This is a genomic window from Bradyrhizobium cajani (assembly GCF_009759665.1).
GTDB classification, from domain to species: domain Bacteria; phylum Pseudomonadota; class Alphaproteobacteria; order Rhizobiales; family Xanthobacteraceae; genus Bradyrhizobium; species Bradyrhizobium cajani.
Map to the genome: position 1 here is coordinate 87495 of NZ_WQNE01000005.1, position 17727 is coordinate 105221.

The following is a 17727-nucleotide window of genomic DNA, read 5'->3' on the forward strand; positions in this document are numbered from 1 at the left end:
GACAGTGAGAGTGTGGACGGGGCGTCGCGACTAGCGCGCCGCCCCTCAATCCACCGCCGCGTAAACCAGATCCCGCACCAGCGTCCGCGTGTAGTCGCGCTGTCCCGGGCCCTGGCTCATGAACACCGCGAACAGATCCTCCGTCGGGTCGATCCAGAAGAACGTCCCGGCAATGCCGCTCCAGAAATACTGGCCGACGCTGCCCGGGAAGGGCGCGATGCCGGCGTCGCGGCGTACGGCGAAGCCGAGGCCGAAGCCGTGGCCTGGCGAGAGCAGGGTGCCGTTGATCGTCACGCCGGGGCCGAGATGGTCGGACGCCATCAGTTCCAGCGTCTTGCGGCCGATGATCCTGTTGCCGTCGAGCGTGCCGCCATTGCGCAGCATCAGGCAGAAGCGCGCATAATCCATCGTGGTCGAGACGAGGCCACCGCCGCCGGATTCCATCACCGGCTGCTCGAGCATGTTGAAGAGCGCGACCTTGTCGCCGGTCCAGGGATCGGCCGCAAAGGGTTCGGCGAGCCGGCCGGCATTGGCCTCGGCTGTCGCAAAGCCGGTCTCGGCCATCTGGAGCGGAGCGAGGATGCGCTCTGTCAGGAACCCGCCGAGCGATTTGCCGCTGACGACCTCGATGATGCGGCCGAGGATGTCGGTGGAGCGGCTGTAGTTGAATTCGTCGCCGGGGTGGCAGACGAGGGGGAAGCTCGCCACCAGCGCGGCGTGCTCGGCATTGGTGATCTTGCGGCTGCGGACGCGGGACTCCTGGTAGAGCTTGTGCACGGGGCCATCGCCCTGGTGCTCGTAGGTCAGGCCGGAGGTGTGGCGGAGCAGGTCCTGCACCGTCATCGGCCGCCTGGGCGGAACCAGTTCCAGCTTGCCGCCGCTGACCATGCCGACCTTTTGCTGCGCGAACTCCGGGATGAATTTCGCGGCGGGATCGTTGAGGAGGAGATGACCGTCCTCGACCAGCGCCATGATGCCGACCGACACGATCGGCTTGGTCATCGAGAAGATGCGGAAGATCGAATCAAGCGCCGTCGGCGCTGATCCGGTCGGGCTCTGCCTGCCGAGCGCCTCGAACCAGCCGATCTGGCCGCGCCGCGCCACCAGCACGGTCACCCCGGGAACGGTTCCCTTGTCGATCTCGCGCTTGAACGCGTCCGACATCGCCTGGAGGCGGGGGCGCGACAGGCCCAGCGTTTCCGGCTTGGCCTCGGGCAAAGAGGGCGTTTTCGGCGCGGTCGTTGGGCGAGGGGCGGCTGCGGTCGTCATGGGCACTCCCGGCTGTTCTTGATTATCGGGAACAGACTGTGGCCCAGAAGGCGCGGCACAAACAAGCGAAGCCAGCGCGCTTCACCCTTGCAATCCGTCCTTGCAAACTAGCCGTCCCCTGTGCTTGAAAGCGCCCCTGATCCGAAGCGGCAACGTGACGGTCCGTAGGAGTGTAGCTCAATTGGTAGAGCACCGGTCTCCAAAACCGGGGGTCGCAGGTTCGAGCCCTGCCACTCCTGCCAGCTCATCTTAAGTCAATCAGGATCGACAGGCAGGATTGCGGCGAGCGAAAGCTCGGACGGCAGATCATGTGGACCGGGTAAGCCCTTGATCCGGATCAGGTCCGCAAGGCCCGGCCGCGAGCCGGCCGGCCAGCCCACACCTTGACCTTTGGCTCCATCCGCAGTATTTACCCCGCACTCGCAGCCGGCCCGTTGAGATGCGGATATCCGGCGCGGCTTTGAAATCCCCGAACAATCGAGCCCGGTTTCCGGCTCATCCTTCGCGACAGAGGGCTGGGCCAACGGCGGCTGTTCGGATCCCTGAAATTCATTCGCGTCCGGCGACGGACGTTGGACATCATTCGATGGCAGTCAGCCCGTTCAAGTTCTTGCAGGAAGTGCGCTCGGAGACCGCCAAGGTCACCTGGCCGACCCGTCGTGAGACCACGATCACCACCATCATGGTGTTCGTCATGGTCGCCGTGGCCTCGATCTTCTTCTTCGCCGCCGACCAGATCATCCGCTATCTCATCACCTTCCTTCTGGGCATCCACTGATGGCAACAGCAACCGCTCAATTGTCTGACAAGCGCTGGTACATCGTCCACGCCTATTCGAACTTCGAGAAGAAGGTCGCCGAATCGATCCGCGAGCAGGCCAAGCAGCGCGGGCTCGAGGAGCTGTTCGAGCTGGTGCTGGTTCCGACCGAGAAGGTCACGGAGGTGCGCCGCGGCCGCAAGATCGACGCCGAACGCAAGTTTTTCCCCGGCTACGTGCTGGTGAAGATGAAGCTGACCGACGAGGCGTTCCATCTGATCAAGAACACGCCGAAGGTCACGGGCTTCCTCGGCGCGGAAAACAAGCCGATGCCGATCTCGGAGGCCGAGGCCATGCGCATCCTGCACCAGGTGCAGGAGGGCGTGGAACGGCCGAAGGCGTCGGTGTCGTTCGAGATCGGCGAGAACGTGCGCGTGGCCGACGGCCCGTTCGCCTCGTTCTCGGGTGTCGTCGAGGAAATCGACGAGGCGCGCTCGCGCGTGAAGGTCGCGGTGTCGATCTTCGGCCGCGCCACGCCGGTCGAGCTGGAATTCGGTCAGGTCGAGAAGGTCTGATCGGGTACGCGTGAGACCTCGGTCTCACGCAAAGAGAGGCCGTGGGAGGGAGAGGGCGGTTGCCAGCCGCCTCCGACCCAGACCACGAACCTGAAACCGCCGGCCTGGCCGGCACAACAGGAGTGATACATGGCAAAGAAAGTGACCGGATACCTGAAGCTTCAGGTCCCGGCCGGTGCGGCGAATCCTTCGCCCCCGATCGGTCCCGCGCTCGGTCAGCGCGGTCTCAACATCATGGAGTTCTGCAAGGCGTTCAACGCCCAGACCCAGAAGGAAGAGAAGAACACCCCGATCCCGGTGATCATCACCATCTATGCGGACCGTTCCTTCACCTTCGAGATGAAGACGCCGCCGATGTCCTACTTCCTCAAGCAGGCTGCCAAGATCCAGTCCGGCTCGAAGGCGCCGGGCCGCGACAAGGCCGGCAAGGTGACCAAGGCGCAGGTGCGCGAGATCGCCGAGAAGAAGATGAAGGACTTGAATTGCGACACCATCGAATCGGCCATGAAGATGGTCGAGGGCTCCGCCCGTTCGATGGGTCTGGAAGTTGCGGGGTAAGCGGTCATGGCAATCGGAAAGCGTTTGAACAAGGCCCGCGAAGGCATTGACCGCGAAAAGCTTTACCCGCTCGCTGACGCCATCAAGATGGTCAAGGAGCGCGCCAAGGCGAAGTTCGACGAGACCATCGAGGTCGCGATCAATCTCGGCGTCGATCCCCGTCACGCCGACCAGATGGTCCGCGGCGTCGTGACCCTGCCGAACGGCACCGGCCGTACGCTCCGCGTCGGCGTGTTCGCACGCGGCGCCAAGGCCGACGAGGCCAAGGCTGCGGGTGCCGACGTCGTCGGCGCCGAAGACCTGGTCGAGAAGGTGCAGAACGGCTCGATCGATTTCGACCGCTGCATCGCCACCCCCGACATGATGCCGCTGGTCGGCCGTCTCGGTAAGGTGCTCGGCCCGCGCGGCCTGATGCCGAACCCGAAGATCGGCACCGTGACCATGGACGTCACCGGCGCGGTGAAGGGTGCCAAGGGCGGCTCGGTCGAGTTCCGCGTCGAGAAGGCCGGCATCCTCCAGGCCGGCGTCGGCAAGGCCTCGTTCACCGAGGAGAAGCTGGTCGAGAACATCAAGGCCCTGGCTGACGCCGTCACCAAGGCGAAGCCGGCCGGCTCCAAGGGCACCTACATCCAGCGCGTTGCGGTGTCCTCGACCATGGGCCCCGGCGTGAAGGTCGAGCCGGGTACCATTCTCGGCTAAGGTCTCGAAATTGCATGAGGCGAGGGGCGGAATTGGGCAACCGATTCCGCCCCTCGTCGTTTGTGGCGGCGCTCACCGGAAACAAGAACAATGGCTGACAAGGTCCTGATCTATTCGCGCTTTCCCAAGACGATGATGGCGCGTTTCGCCGAGCGGTTCGAACTGCTCGACACCGCCGGCAAGCCCGCGCGCGTGATGTTTCCAGCCGATGAGCTCAGCGGCATCCGAGCCATGCTGACTGCCGGCGGCACGCCGCTCGGTGCGGAGGCGATGGACCTGTTTCCAAAACTCGGCGCCATCGTCTGCTACGGCACGGGCTATGACGGGGTCGACCTGAAAGCGGCCGCCGCGCGCAACATCGCAGTCGGCCACAGCCCGGGTGCCAACGCCGCATCGGTCGCCGACATCGCGATGACGCTGATGCTGGCGACGACGCGGCGCATACTCGTCGCAGATCAGTATGTCCGCAGCGGCGACTGGGCCGCGTCAAAACCCTCGCCGATGATGCGGCCGCAGGCCGGCATGCCGGGCCGCCGCATCGGCATCTACGGGATGGGCGAGATCGGCCGCAAGATCGCAGCACGCTGCACCGCCTTCGAGAGCGAGGTCGGCTATTTCAGCCGCACCACATACGATCTGCCGTATCAGTATTTCCCGTCTCTGGAAGAACTGGCCGGCTGGTGCAGCGTGCTGATGATCGCGGTTCGGGCCGGCGCCGAGACCCGGCACGTCGTCAATGCGGACATTCTCAAGCGCCTCGGCGCGGACGGCTATGTCGTCAACATCTCCCGCGGCTCGGTGATCGACCAGAAGGCCCTGGTCGCGGCGCTCTCCGACAAGACCATCGCCGGCGCCGGCCTCGACGTCTTCGACAAGGAACCGCACGCGCCCGATGCGCTGACCGCGCTCCCCAACGTGGTGTTCGCCCCGCATATCGGCGGCCACACCCTGGATTCGCACGTCGCCATGCAGAACTGCGTGCTGGCCAACCTGACCGCCTTCTTCGCAGGCAAGTCGCTGCCTTATGGGGTCAAAATGGCCTGAATCGGCCCCTTGTCGGCTCGCCTCAAACCCTGCCGGCAACGGATTGGAACTGGTGTGAATTTTGCTCTTGGCAAGCCGGCCGAGAGCGGTTAAAGAACCGCTTCCGAACGTGCCGGCCTCGGCTGGTGCGTTCGTGCACGCATTCCGAAAACCCGACAGACAGGAGATCATTCCTTTTCAGGACGTCCGTAAGGATTTGCCGGAAAAGGAAGGAAAATCCATCGGTTGGTGGGAATGCGGGCAGAGGTCGGGCGGTTCGCCGGCTGACCTTGTCCTGTCCAAGACTGCAGGCGCCCGCGGGGAATTTCGATTTCTCAACGGCTTAATCGCATGGCCTGCATAGACGGGTGAAGACCGGATTTTACTTCGCATCCAGCTTGAAGGGCTGGCTTGCGGAAAGGTCTGGTTCGGACCTCGACACGCCGTGGGCCCAAGGGCTTCCGGAGGGCAGGCTTTGAATTGTCGTCTTGCCCGGCGTGTCCGATGGGTTTTGACCCGGAGGTTCAGGTTTGGGCGGGACGATGGGTGCAACCCGGCGGTCCCGCTTTCGCGATGACCGCCAACCGGAGAGAGCTTGCTGTGGAACGAGCGGCAAAAAAGGAAGCGGTCGAACAGCTCAATGAGGTCTTCAAGACCACGAGCGTCGCGGTCGTTGCTCAATATTCCGGCCTCACCGTCGCCCAGATGCAGAAGCTGCGCCAGCAGATGAAGCAGGCGGGCGCTGCGGTGAAGGTCTCGAAGAACCGTCTCGCCAAAATTGCTCTTGAAGGCACTGACGTCGTTGCCATCGGCCCCATGCTGAAGGGACCGACCGTGATCGCCACTTCGAACGATCCGGTAGCGGCGCCAAAGGTCGCCATCGAATTCGCCAAGGCGAACGAAAAGTTCGTCATCGTCGGCGGCTCGATGGGGAAGACCGTCCTGAATGTCGACGGCGTGAAGGCGCTTGCCTCGCTGCCGTCGCTTGACGAACTGCGCGGCAAGATCGTCGGCCTCATCGTGGCCCCGGCGACCAAGCTGGCCCAGCTCGCCAACGCGCCCGCGGGCAAGCTCGCGCGCGTCATCCAGGCTCATGCCTCAAAGGGCGAAGCGGCCTGACGCCCTTCGCAAAACTCAAACCCGAACCAGACTTACACTCAAGGAAACTGAACAATGGCTGACTTGCAGAAGATCGTTGACGACCTCTCGAGCCTCACCGTGCTCGAGGCTGCCGAACTCGCGAAGCTCCTCGAAGAGAAGTGGGGCGTTTCGGCTGCCGCGGCTGTCGCCGTGGCCGGCCCGGCTGCTGGTGGCGGCGCTGCCGCTCCGGCGGAAGAGAAGACCGAGTTCACGGTCGTTCTCGCCAGCGCCGGCGACAAGAAGATCGAGGTCATCAAGGAAGTCCGCGCCATCACCGGTCTCGGCCTGAAGGAAGCAAAGGACCTCGTCGAGGGTGCTCCGAAGCCGCTGAAGGAAGGCGTGAACAAGGAAGAAGCCGACAAGATCAAGGCCCAGCTCGAGAAGGCTGGCGCGAAGGTCGAGCTCAAGTAAGCAACGCTTACTGGCGGGATCCCGGGCGGGCATCAAGCGAGGCCCGGGATCCTGGTCCGCTCCTCAAGGGGTGGACTGGATGCAAAAGGCGTGCGACGGAACGTCCTGACGCGGGCCGAACACGAAAAAGTGTGGGGATTTGAGGGTTTACCCCTCGAATCTCCACTATTGTCGCCCCATATCGGGTCGGCAGCACGAAAGCGCGGTGGGCAGGGATGCCGGATTTCCCTGTAAGCCGTTGGGAGAGCAGGCTATTTCGGGCTTTTGCAGTCCGTGAAGACAATCGTTGTGACGGGCGGGCGCGCTTCTGCGCCCCGCGCGTCGTTTTGCGTTTTGAAGGTCTGAAGAACAGATTCAGGACATTCCTGCCTGAAACTGAGCTTCCGGCCCACAAGACGGGTTCGAAAAATTCAACCCGGGGAGCGGCGGCAGCCGCGTTCCGGACGGCGCGCCCAGAGCGGGCGACGAAATGAGAGGCCACGATGGCGCAGCAGACATTCACCGGTCGCAAACGCGTTCGCAAGTTCTTCGGACACATCAAGGAAGTCGCCGAGATGCCGAACCTCATCGAGGTTCAGAAGGCGTCCTATGACCAGTTCCTGATGGTCGACGAACCCCAGGGTGGCCGTCTCGACGAGGGCCTCCAGGCGGTGTTCCGCTCGGTGTTCCCGATCTCCGATTTCTCCGGCACCTCGATGCTGGAATTCGTCCGCTACGAGTTCGAGCAGCCGAAATATGACGTCGACGAGTGCCGCCAGCGCGGCATGACCTTCGCAGCTCCCCTCAAGGTGACGCTGCGCCTCATCGTGTTCGATATCGACGAGGAAACCGGCGCGAAGTCGGTCAAGGACATCAAGGAGCAGGACGTCTACATGGGCGACATCCCGCTCATGACGATGAACGGCACCTTCATCGTCAACGGCACCGAGCGCGTCATCGTCTCGCAGATGCACCGTTCGCCCGGCGTGTTCTTCGACCACGACAAGGGCAAGACCCACTCCTCGGGCAAGCTGCTGTTCGCTGCCCGCGTCATCCCGTATCGCGGCTCCTGGCTCGACATCGAGTTCGACGCCAAGGACATCGTCTATGCGCGTATCGACCGTCGCCGCAAGATTCCGGTGACGTCGCTGATGTTCGCCCTCGGCCTCGACGGCGAGGCGATCCTGTCCACCTTCTACAAGAAGATCCTCTACAAGCGGACCAAGGAAGGCTGGCGCGTTCCGTTCGACGCCAACCGTTTCCGCGGCTACTCGACCATCAACGACCTGATCGACGCCGACACCGGCAAGGTCGTGCTCGAGGCCGGCAAGAAGCTCACCGTCCGCGCCGCCCGCCAGCTCCAGGAGAAGGGGCTGAAGGCGCTGCGCATGGCCGATGAGGAGCTGGTCGGCAACTACGTCGCCGAGGACCTCGTCAACCCGAAGACCGGCGAGATCCACGCCGAAGCCGGCGAGGAGATCACCGACAAGCTGATGAAGGCGCTCAACGAGCAGGGCTACAAGGAGCTGCCGCTGCTCGACATCGACCACGTCAATGTCGGCGCCTACATCCGCAACACGCTCTCGGCCGACAAGAACATGACGCGCGAGGACGCGCTGTTCGACATCTACCGCGTGATGCGTCCGGGCGAGCCGCCGACGCTGGAATCGGCGCAGGCCATGTTCCAGTCGCTGTTCTTCGACGCCGAGCGCTACGACCTCTCCGCGGTCGGCCGCGTCAAGATGAACATGCGCCTCGACCTCGATGCGCCCGACACCCAGCGCACGCTGCGCAAGGAAGACATCCTCTCGGTCATCAAGACGCTGGTGGACCTGCGCGACGGCAAGGGCGAGATCGACGACATCGACCATCTCGGCAATCGCCGCGTGCGCTCGGTCGGCGAGCTCATGGAGAACCAGTACCGCATCGGCCTGCTGCGCATGGAGCGCGCGATCAAGGAGCGCATGTCCTCGGTCGACATCGACACGGTCATGCCGCAGGACCTGATCAACGCCAAGCCGGCGGCCGCCGCCGTGCGCGAGTTCTTCGGCTCCTCGCAGCTCTCGCAGTTCATGGACCAGACCAACCCGCTGTCGGAGATCACCCACAAGCGCCGCCTGTCGGCGCTTGGACCGGGCGGCCTGACCCGCGAGCGTGCCGGCTTCGAGGTGCGCGACGTGCATCCGACGCATTACGGCCGCATCTGCCCGATCGAGACGCCGGAAGGTCCGAACATCGGCCTGATCAACTCGCTCGCGACCTTCGCGCGCGTGAACAAGTACGGCTTCGTCGAGACGCCGTACCGCAAGGTCAAGGACGGCCGCGTCACCGACGAGGTCGTGTACCTCTCGGCAATGGAGGAGGGGCGCTACACGGTCGCGCAGGCCAACGTGCCGCTCGATCCGAAGGGCCGCTTCACCGAAGATCTCGTGGTCTGCCGCCATGCCGGCGAAGTCTTGCCGGTGACGCCGGACAAGGTCGACTACATGGACGTGTCGCCGAAGCAGCTCGTTTCGGTCGCAGCAGCCCTGATCCCGTTCCTCGAGAACGACGACGCCAACCGCGCGCTGATGGGCTCGAACATGCAGCGCCAGGCGGTGCCGCTGGTTCGCGCCGAGGCGCCGTTCGTCGGCACCGGCATGGAAGGCGTGGTCGCGCGTGACTCGGGTGCCGCGATCGCGGCGCGCCGCTCGGGCGTGATCGACCAGATCGACGCCACCCGCGTCGTCATCCGCGCCACCGAAGATCTCGATCCGACCAAGTCGGGCGTCGATATCTATCGCCTGATGAAGTACCAGCGCTCCAACCAGTCGACCTGCATCAACCAGCGTCCGCTGGTGAAGGTCGGCGACGTCGTCAAGAAGGGCGACATCATCGCCGACGGTCCGTCGACCGATCTCGGCGAGCTCGCTCTGGGTCGCAACGTGCTGGTCGCGTTCATGCCGTGGAACGGCTACAACTTCGAAGACTCGATCCTGCTCTCCGAGCGGATCGTGAAGGAGGACGTCTTCACCTCGATCCACATCGAGGAGTTCGAGGTGATGGCCCGCGACACCAAGCTCGGTCCGGAGGAAATCACCCGCGACATTCCGAACGTCTCGGAAGAAGCGCTGAAGAACCTCGACGAAGCCGGTATCGTCTACATCGGTGCGGAAGTGCGCGCCGGTGACATCCTGGTCGGCAAGATTACGCCGAAGGGCGAGAGCCCGATGACGCCGGAAGAGAAGCTCCTGCGCGCCATCTTCGGCGAGAAGGCCTCCGACGTCCGCGACACCTCGCTGCGCGTTCCTCCGGGCGTGCAGGGCACCATCGTCGAAGTGCGCGTGTTCAACCGCCACGGCGTCGACAAGGACGAGCGTGCGCTGGCGATCGAGCGGGAAGAGATCGAGCGTCTGGCCAAGGACCGCGACGACGAGCAGGCGATCCTGGACCGCAACGTCTACAACCGTCTTGCCGAGCTGCTCGAGGGGCGGCAGGGCATAGCGGGTCCCAAGGGCTTCAAGAAGGACACCAAGATCACCCGTGCGGTGCTCGAGGAGTACCCGAAGTCGCAGTGGTGGCTGTTCGCTTCGCCGAACGACAAGCTGATGGCCGAGATCGAGGCCATGCGGAAGCAGTACGACGAGTCGAAGAAGGGGCTGGAACAGCGCTTCCTCGACAAGGTCGAGAAGCTTCAGCGCGGCGACGAATTGCCGCCCGGCGTGATGAAGATGGTCAAGGTCTTCGTCGCGGTGAAGCGCAAGATCCAGCCCGGCGACAAGATGGCCGGCCGCCACGGCAACAAGGGCGTGGTGTCGAAGATCGTGCCGATCGAGGACATGCCGTTCCTCGAGGACGGTACGCACGCCGACATCGTGCTCAATCCGCTCGGCGTGCCCTCGCGCATGAACGTCGGACAGATCCTCGAGACCCATCTCGGCTGGGCCTGCGCCGGCCTCGGCAGGCGTATCGGCCAGACGGTCGATGCTTATCTGTCGAAGCAGGACATCAAGCCGCTGAAGGAAACCTTGAAGAAGGTCTACGGCGAGGACGAGACGATCAAGTCGCTCAACGACAACGAGCTGCTTGAACTCGGCCATAACCTCAGCCGCGGTGTGCCGATCGCGACGCCGGTGTTCGACGGCGCCAAGGAAGCCGACATCGAGGAGATGCTGAAGCTCGCCGGTCTCGACGCTTCGGGTCAGTCGACCGTCTATGACGGCCGCACCGGCGATCCGTTCGATCGCAAGGTGACGGTGGGCTACATCTACATGCTCAAGCTGCACCATCTCGTCGACGACAAGATCCACGCGCGTTCGATCGGTCCGTACTCGCTCGTCACCCAGCAGCCGCTGGGCGGCAAGGCGCAGTTTGGCGGCCAGCGCTTCGGCGAAATGGAGGTGTGGGCGCTCGAGGCTTATGGCGCGGCGTACACGCTCCAGGAAATGCTGACGGTGAAGTCGGACGACGTCGCCGGCCGTACCAAGGTGTACGAGGCGATCGTGCGCGGCGACGACACGTTCGAGGCCGGTATCCCGGAATCGTTCAACGTGCTGGTCAAGGAAATGCGCTCGCTCGGCCTCAACGTCGACCTGCACAACTCCAAGATGGGACCGGCGCCGACGTCGGAAGCGGCCGAGTAATTCGACCTTTCGTGCCCGGCCTTGAACGGCCGGGCATTGGCGCCCTTCCCGAGGTCTTGAGGGCAGGGCGCCCCGCTTGAGTGATTTTCGAATTTGCGGCCGGAGGCGACCGGCACGCGAGGAGAAGACGATGAACCAAGAAATTATGAATCTCTTCAACCCGACGACGCCGGCTCAGGTCTTCGACCAGATCCGGATTTCGATCGCGTCTCCAGAGAAGATTCTGTCCTGGTCCTACGGCGAGATCAAGAAGCCGGAGACCATCAACTACCGCACCTTCAAGCCCGAGCGCGACGGCCTGTTCTGCGCCCGCATCTTCGGGCCGATCAAGGACTACGAGTGCTTGTGCGGCAAGTACAAGCGCATGAAGTACAAGGGCATCATCTGCGAGAAGTGCTCGGTCGAGGTCACGCTGTCGCGCGTCCGGCGCGAGCGCATGGGCCATATCGAGCTCGCAGCCCCCGTCGCCCACATCTGGTTCCTGAAGTCGCTGCCCTCGCGCATCGGCCTCCTGCTCGACATGACGCTGAAGGATCTCGAGCGGATCCTCTACTTCGAATACTACGTCGTGCTGGAGCCGGGCCTCACCGCGCTGAAGGACCGTCAGCTGCTGTCGGAAGACGAGTATCTGAAGGCCCAGGACGAGTACGGCCAGGATTCCTTCACCGCCATGATCGGCGCGGAGGCGATCCGCGAGCTGCTCAAGGGCATGGACCTCGAGAAGCTCGAGGCCTCCTTGCGCATCGAGATGCAGGAGACCGACTCCGACATCAAGCACAAGAAGCTCGCCAAGCGCCTGAAGATCGTGGAAGCGTTCCGCCACTCCGGCAACAAGCCGGAATGGATGATCATGACTGTGGTCCCGGTGATCCCGCCGGACCTGCGTCCGCTGGTGCCGCTGGACGGCGGCCGCTTCGCAACCTCGGACCTTAACGACCTCTACCGCCGCGTCATCAACCGCAATAACCGCTTGAAGCGGCTGATGGAGCTGCGCGCGCCTGACATCATCATCCGCAACGAGAAGCGCATGCTTCAGGAAGCGGTCGATGCGCTGTTCGACAACGGCCGCCGCGGCCGCGTCATCACCGGCGCCAACAAGCGTCCGCTGAAGTCGCTCGCCGACATGCTCAAGGGCAAGCAGGGCCGCTTCCGTCAGAACCTGCTCGGCAAGCGCGTCGACTATTCGGGCCGTTCGGTGATCGTGGTCGGTCCCGAATTGCGCCTGCATCAGTGCGGCTTGCCGAAGAAGATGGCGCTCGAGCTGTTCAAGCCGTTCATCTATTCGCGGCTTGACGCCAAGGGCCTGTCCACCACGGTGAAGCAGGCGAAGAAGCTGGTCGAGAAGGAACGGCCCGAGGTCTGGGACATCCTGGACGAGGTGATCCGCGAGCATCCGGTGCTGCTCAACCGCGCACCGACGCTGCACCGCCTCGGCATCCAGGCGTTCGAGCCCGTGCTGATCGAGGGCAAGGCGATCCAGCTCCACCCGCTGGTCTGCTCCGCGTTCAATGCCGACTTCGACGGCGACCAGATGGCCGTGCACGTTCCGCTGTCGCTCGAAGCGCAGCTGGAAGCGCGCGTCCTGATGATGTCGACCAACAACATCCTGCATCCGGCGAACGGCCAGCCGATCATCGTGCCGTCGCAGGACATCGTGCTCGGCCTCTACTATGTCTCGATCATGCGCGAAGGCCTGCCCGGCGAGGGCAAGATCTTCGGCGACATGGCCGAGCTCGAGCACGCGCTGCACGCGAAGGTCATCCACCTCCACACCAAGATCAAGTACCGGTGGCAAGGCATGGACGAGACCGGCAAGGTCTCGACGCGCTGGATCGAGACCACCGCGGGCCGCGTCATGCTGGGCAACCTGCTGCCGAAGAACCCGCGCATCTCGTACGAGATCATCAACAAGCTGATGACCAAGCGCGAGATCTCCGGCGTCATCGACCAAGTCTACCGCCACTGCGGCCAGAAGGAGACGGTGATCTTCTGCGACCGCATCATGGCGCTCGGCTTCTACAACGCGTTCAAGGCCGGCATCTCGTTCGGCAAGGACGACATGGTCGTGCCGCACGGCAAGTGGAAGATCGTCGACACCACCCGTACGCTGGCGAAGGATTTCGAGCAGCAGTACAACGACGGCCTGATCACCCATGGCGAGAAGTACAACAAGGTCGTCGACGCCTGGTCGAAGGCGACGGAAGAAATCGCCAAGGCGATGATGAAGGAAATCTCCGCCACCAAGAAGACGGCGAGCGGAGCCGATGCCGACATCAACTCGATCTACATGATGGCTCACTCCGGTGCCCGCGGTTCGCCGGCCCAGATGCGCCAGCTCGCCGGCATGCGCGGCCTGATGGCCAAGCCGTCGGGTGAGATCATCGAGACGCCGATCATCTCGAACTTCAAGGAAGGCCTCTCGGTGCTCGAGTACTTCAACTCGACCCACGGCGCCCGCAAGGGCCTCGCGGACACGGCGTTGAAGACCGCGAACTCCGGCTACCTGACCCGTCGTCTCGTCGACGTCGCGCAGGACTGCATCATCACGCAGAGCGACTGCGGCACCAAGCTCGGCATCAAGATGCGCGCCATCGTCGATGCCGGCACCGTGGTGGCTTCGCTCGGCTCGCGCATCCTCGGACGCACGGCCTGCGAAGACGTGCGTGACAGCTCGGGCAAGGTGATCATCAAGCGCGACACGCTGATGGAAGAGAGCCATCTGGATGCCATCCAGCAGGGTGGTGTGCAGGAGGTGAAGATCCGCTCGGCACTGACCTGCGAGCTCGTCAACGGCATCTGCGGCAAGTGCTACGGCCGCGACCTCGCCCGCGGCACGCCGGTCAACCACGGCGAAGCGGTCGGCGTCATCGCGGCGCAGTCGATCGGCGAGCCGGGCACCCAGCTCACCATGCGCACCTTCCACATCGGCGGTGCGGCGCAGCTCAACGAGCAGTCCTTCGTCGAAGCCAACTTCGACGGCAAGATCGTGATCAGGAACAAGGCGATCGCCCGCAACAGCGAAGGTCACCTGATCGCGATGGTGCGCAACATGGTGGTGGCGATCGTCGATGCCGACGGCACCGAGCGTGCGACGCACCGTGTCCAGTACGGCTCGCGCCTGCACGTCGACGAGGGCGACAACGTCAAGCGCGGTCAGCGCATCGTCGAGTGGGATCCCTACACCCGTCCGCTCCTCACCGAAGTCGAAGGTACCATCGGCTTCGAGGATCTGGTCGAAGGGCAGTCGATCTCGGAAACGCTCGACGAGGCCACCGGTATTGCCAAGCGCGTAGTCATCGACTGGCGCTCGACCCGCGGCGGCTCGGACCTGCGTCCGGCCATCGTGGTCAAGGGCAAGGACGGCAAGGTGCTCAAGCTCGCCCGTGGCGGTGATGCCCGCTACATGCTGTCGGTCGACGCGATTCTCTCGGTCGACGTCGGAGCCAAGGTCAATCCGGGCGACATCCTCGCCCGCGTCTCGACCGAAAGCGCCAAGACGCGTGACATCACCGGCGGTCTGCCGCGGGTGGCGGAGCTGTTCGAGGCACGGCGTCCGAAGGATGCGGCGATCATCGCCGAGATCGCGGGCACCATCCGGTTCGGGCGCGACTACAAGAACAAGCGTCGCATCTCGATCGAGCCGATGGACAAGACCGAGGAGCCGCGCGAGTACCTGATCCCGAAGGGCAAGCACATCCACCTTCAGGACGGCGACGTCGTCGAAAAGGGCGACTTCATCGTCGAAGGCAACCCGGCGCCGCACGACATCCTTGCGGTCAAGGGTATCGAGGAGCTCGCGGCCTATCTGGTCAACGAGATCCAGGAGGTCTACCGGCTCCAGGGCGTGCTCATCAACGACAAGCACATCGAGGTGATTGTCCGTCAGATGCTCCAAAAGGTGGAAGTCACCGACCAGGGCGATACGGACATGATCTCCGGCGAGCAGGTCGACAAGATCGAGTTCGACGCGCTGAACGAGAAGGCCAAGGAAGAGGGCAAGAAGCCCGCCACGGGTACGCCGGTTCTGCTCGGCATCACCAAGGCGAGCCTCCAGACCCGCTCGTTCTTCTCGGCGGCCTCGTTCCAGGAGACCACCCGCGTCCTCACGGAAGCGGCGGTCAACGGCAAGGTCGATCCGCTCGAAGGCCTGAAGGAGAACGTCATCGTCGGCCGGCTGATCCCGGCGGGCACCGGCGCCTCCATGGCCAAGATCCGCGAAGTCGCCATGAAGCGCGACAAGCTGATTCTGGACGAGCGCGAGAAGCAGGCGTCCGTTGTGCCGCCGGCACCGGAAGCGGAGCCGATGGCGCTGCCGCCTGCGGAATGATCGTTCATCCGTAGGAATACCGAGGACAATGAAAAGGCCGGCGAAAGCCGGCCTTTTTGCTGCTTGCTTTCCTTGCTGCGATGCAGGATCAACGTTTGTTCATCTTTCCTTCAGACGCAAAAGAGCTTCTGCTAGGGGAGCTTAGACCGGTGGATCCCGTGACGGGGGCTGGGCCGGAGACCACGGAACTCACATGCTTGATCTCGCAATCGTAGGTGGCGGCCCCGGCGGGCTGATGAGCGCCTGGTATCTGAAGCGCAAGCTCGGCGACCTCTGCCGCGTCACCATCTTCGAGGCGTCCGACCGGCTCGGCGGCAAGATCGTCACCCGCAAGTTCGATTCCGCACCGGCGATGTATGAGGCCGGCGTTGCCGAGATCTACGATTACTCGATGACGGGTCCGGATCCGCTGCGCGAGTTGATCCAGCATTTCGGACTGCAGACCATCCCGATGGATGCCGAGCAGGTGCAGTTCGGCGGTGAACTCCTCAACGACGTGCCGGGCATGCGTCGCAAATACGGCGCCAGGACCGCGGACGCCATCGAGGCGTTCCGCAAGCGCTGCACTGAAGTGATGTCGCCGATCGAATATTACGAGGGCGTCGGCGCGCACGACAACGAGAATCCCTGGGCCTACAAGACCGCCGAGCAGGTGCTTGACGAGGAGGTCGAGGACGAGACCGCGAAGCGATTCTTCAAGGTGATGGCGCGCTCGGACATCGCGACCGAGAGCCACAACACCAACGGCCTCAACGCGCTCAAGAACTACCTGATGGACGTCGACGGCTATATCGGCCTCTATTCCATCCAGAACGGCAACGAGCAGCTGATCGAATGCCTCCAGTCTGAGGTCAATGCCGACATCCAGCTCAATCACCGTGTGCTCACCGTCGGCAAGGCGTCGACCGGCCGCTATCAGCTCAAGATGATGAACGGCAAGGGGCCGGAGACGCGCGACTTCGATCTCGTGCTGGTCTGCCTGCCGCATTCCTGGCTCGCCACCGTCGGCTGGGAAGGCGAGCAGCTGCGCAAGTCGATGGTCAAGCACGTCTCCTATTTCGACCGTCCCGCGCATTACCTGCGCGTCTCGATTCTGTTCGACACGCCGTTCTGGGGCGAGAAGATTCCCGGCGCCTGGTTCATGTCGGAAGCCTTCGGTGGCTGCTGCGTCTACAACGAGGGCGCGCGCCACGACGTCGGCAAGCACGGCGTCCTGAACTGGCTCATTCCCGGCTCCGACGCGCTGGCCTTCGCCAATCTGTCGGACCAGGAGCTGATCGACGCTGCGCTGAAATCGCTGCCGGCTTCGCTCGGCGATGCGCGTGCGCATTTCATGGAAGGCAATATCCACCGCTGGCTGTCGTCGGTGAACGCGATTCCCGGCGGTCTGCCGGTGCGCGACGTCATGACCAATCACCGGCCGGAGCCGAAGGAGCATCCCGGCATCGTCGTGGTCGGCGACTATCTGTTCGACTCGACGCTGAACGGCCTGCTCGATTCCTCGGACGCTGCGACCGACATCATCCTGACCGAGATGATGCGGCTGCGCCGCGAGCGCGCGCAGGAGGACAAGCCGCTGTCCGACAAGATCGATCGCGACTATTTCGCGAACTATCGCGGCCTCGGTCCCTATCACGAGGCCTGGCACCACTTCACCGATCCCGACTACCTGACCAGGCTGATCGGCATCGTCTGGGGCAGCGCGAAGGGCGCCAGGCTGCTGGTTGCGGGCTCCGCCAGCGGCGAGCTGGTCGGTGCGCTACGCGAGCGCGGCATCGATGCATGGGGTATCGAGAACAACCGCGCCATCCACGCCAAGACGCCGAAGGCGCTGAAGAAGTACAACAAGCTCGGCTCGATCACCGACATGCCGTTCAAGGACGGCTCCTTCGACTTCGTGTTCGAGACCAGCCTCTGCCACATTTCCCCCAAGCAGGTGGCTCGCGCGATCCGCGAGCTCAACCGCGTGGTCAAGACCGGTCTCGTGTTCGGCTCGATCACCTCGGACATGGCGCCGGCACTGATCGACCGCTACGACCTCCTGCGCGGGGTCAAGAAGCTTGGCACCTGGTGGGAATGGTCCGAACTGTTCTTCGGCAATGGCTTCGATCTGTCGATGCACCGCAAGGACTGCACCTACACGCTCTGGGAGGCGACGCTCGCCGCCAACAAGGGCCCGGGCCAGTGGTACGCCGACGCCGACTCCTTGCGCTATTCCTTCTTCGACAAGGTCGAGGACGAGGAGGACGACTAGCCGCAGAACTACGTGAATTCGCCAATTGTTTTGCCGAATTCATCATGATCGCATAGAATCGGCGCAATAGCGGTTGCCGCTATGTCCTGCTTTCTCTGCGGTCATGCCGGCCG

Annotated in this window: 11 protein-coding genes and 1 tRNA gene; 11 read left to right on the top strand and 1 reads right to left on the bottom strand. The window is 63.7% G+C overall.

The annotated features are described in order from the left end of the window. Window positions 1-45 precede the first annotated feature (45 nt). Window positions 46-1269, bottom strand: a complete 1224-nt coding sequence (locus GPL20_RS08715) for a serine hydrolase domain-containing protein (protein ID WP_157329199.1) — start codon at window positions 1267-1269, stop codon at window positions 46-48. 166 nt (window positions 1270-1435) lie between these two features. On the opposite strand from GPL20_RS08715, the gene GPL20_RS08720 reads away from it, so the two are divergent. The 11 genes from GPL20_RS08720 (at window position 1436) to GPL20_RS08770 (ending at window position 17614) form a co-directional block, all read left to right on the top strand. Continuing rightward, window positions 1436-1511: transfer RNA gene (locus tag GPL20_RS08720), tRNA-Trp, on the top strand. Window positions 1512-1855: 344 nt separating this feature from the next. Then, entirely contained in the window at window positions 1856-2047 is a 192-nt protein-coding gene (gene secE, locus GPL20_RS08725) for a preprotein translocase subunit SecE (protein WP_007611620.1), read from the top strand. Then, window positions 2047-2601: a transcription termination/antitermination protein NusG gene (gene nusG, locus GPL20_RS08730; RefSeq protein WP_007602985.1), complete on the top strand. Its 555-nt coding sequence runs from the start codon at window positions 2047-2049 to the stop codon at window positions 2599-2601. The genes secE and nusG overlap by 1 nt, the downstream gene beginning before the upstream one ends. A 129-nt stretch (window positions 2602-2730) precedes the next feature. Further along, window positions 2731-3159: a 50S ribosomal protein L11 gene (gene rplK / locus GPL20_RS08735; protein WP_011088164.1), complete on the top strand. Its 429-nt coding sequence runs from the start codon at window positions 2731-2733 to the stop codon at window positions 3157-3159. 6 nt (window positions 3160-3165) lie between these two features. Then, the gene (rplA, locus tag GPL20_RS08740) at window positions 3166-3858 is read left to right on the top strand and encodes a 50S ribosomal protein L1 (RefSeq protein WP_157329200.1); all 693 of its coding nucleotides are present in this window, start codon (window positions 3166-3168) and stop codon (window positions 3856-3858) included. Between the two features lie 90 nt (window positions 3859-3948). After that, entirely contained in the window at window positions 3949-4902 is a 954-nt protein-coding gene (locus tag GPL20_RS08745) for a 2-hydroxyacid dehydrogenase (RefSeq protein ID WP_157329201.1), read from the top strand. Window positions 4903-5481: 579 nt separating this feature from the next. After that, window positions 5482-6000: a 50S ribosomal protein L10 gene (gene rplJ / locus GPL20_RS08750; RefSeq protein ID WP_025037001.1), complete on the top strand. Its 519-nt coding sequence runs from the start codon at window positions 5482-5484 to the stop codon at window positions 5998-6000. A 54-nt stretch (window positions 6001-6054) separates the two neighbouring features. Beyond that, window positions 6055-6432 (top strand): 50S ribosomal protein L7/L12, encoded by a 378-nt coding sequence (rplL, locus tag GPL20_RS08755; protein ID WP_157329202.1) that lies wholly within the window; start codon window positions 6055-6057, stop codon window positions 6430-6432. A 482-nt stretch (window positions 6433-6914) separates the two neighbouring features. Further along, a complete protein-coding gene (rpoB, locus tag GPL20_RS08760; protein WP_157329203.1) occupies window positions 6915-11033 on the top strand; it encodes a DNA-directed RNA polymerase subunit beta in 4119 nt (1372 codons plus the stop codon). A gap of 130 nt (window positions 11034-11163) precedes the next feature. Further along, window positions 11164-15360, top strand: a complete 4197-nt coding sequence (rpoC, locus tag GPL20_RS08765) for a DNA-directed RNA polymerase subunit beta' (protein WP_157329204.1) — start codon at window positions 11164-11166, stop codon at window positions 15358-15360. Window positions 15361-15553: 193 nt separating this feature from the next. Continuing rightward, window positions 15554-17614 carry an FAD-dependent oxidoreductase gene (locus tag GPL20_RS08770; protein WP_157329205.1) on the top strand — a complete coding sequence of 687 codons (2061 nt, stop codon included), beginning with the start codon at window positions 15554-15556 and terminating at the stop codon, window positions 17612-17614. Window positions 17615-17727: the final 113 nt, after the last annotated feature.

What these genes read in the sequence shown, in the direction of transcription:
- GPL20_RS08715 (WP_157329199.1), bottom strand. Translation starts at nt 1,269, where the DNA reads ATGACGACCGCAGCCGCCCCTCGCCCAACGACCGCGCCGAAAACGCCC.
- secE (WP_007611620.1), top strand. Translation starts at nt 1,856, where the DNA reads ATGGCAGTCAGCCCGTTCAAGTTCTTGCAGGAAGTGCGCTCGGAGACC.
- nusG (WP_007602985.1), top strand. Translation starts at nt 2,047, where the DNA reads ATGGCAACAGCAACCGCTCAATTGTCTGACAAGCGCTGGTACATCGTC.
- rplK (WP_011088164.1), top strand. Translation starts at nt 2,731, where the DNA reads ATGGCAAAGAAAGTGACCGGATACCTGAAGCTTCAGGTCCCGGCCGGT.
- rplA (WP_157329200.1), top strand. Translation starts at nt 3,166, where the DNA reads ATGGCAATCGGAAAGCGTTTGAACAAGGCCCGCGAAGGCATTGACCGC.
- GPL20_RS08745 (WP_157329201.1), top strand. Translation starts at nt 3,949, where the DNA reads ATGGCTGACAAGGTCCTGATCTATTCGCGCTTTCCCAAGACGATGATG.
- rplL (WP_157329202.1), top strand. Translation starts at nt 6,055, where the DNA reads ATGGCTGACTTGCAGAAGATCGTTGACGACCTCTCGAGCCTCACCGTG.
- rpoB (WP_157329203.1), top strand. Translation starts at nt 6,915, where the DNA reads ATGGCGCAGCAGACATTCACCGGTCGCAAACGCGTTCGCAAGTTCTTC.
- rpoC (WP_157329204.1), top strand. Translation starts at nt 11,164, where the DNA reads ATGAACCAAGAAATTATGAATCTCTTCAACCCGACGACGCCGGCTCAG.
- GPL20_RS08770 (WP_157329205.1), top strand. Translation starts at nt 15,554, where the DNA reads ATGCTTGATCTCGCAATCGTAGGTGGCGGCCCCGGCGGGCTGATGAGC.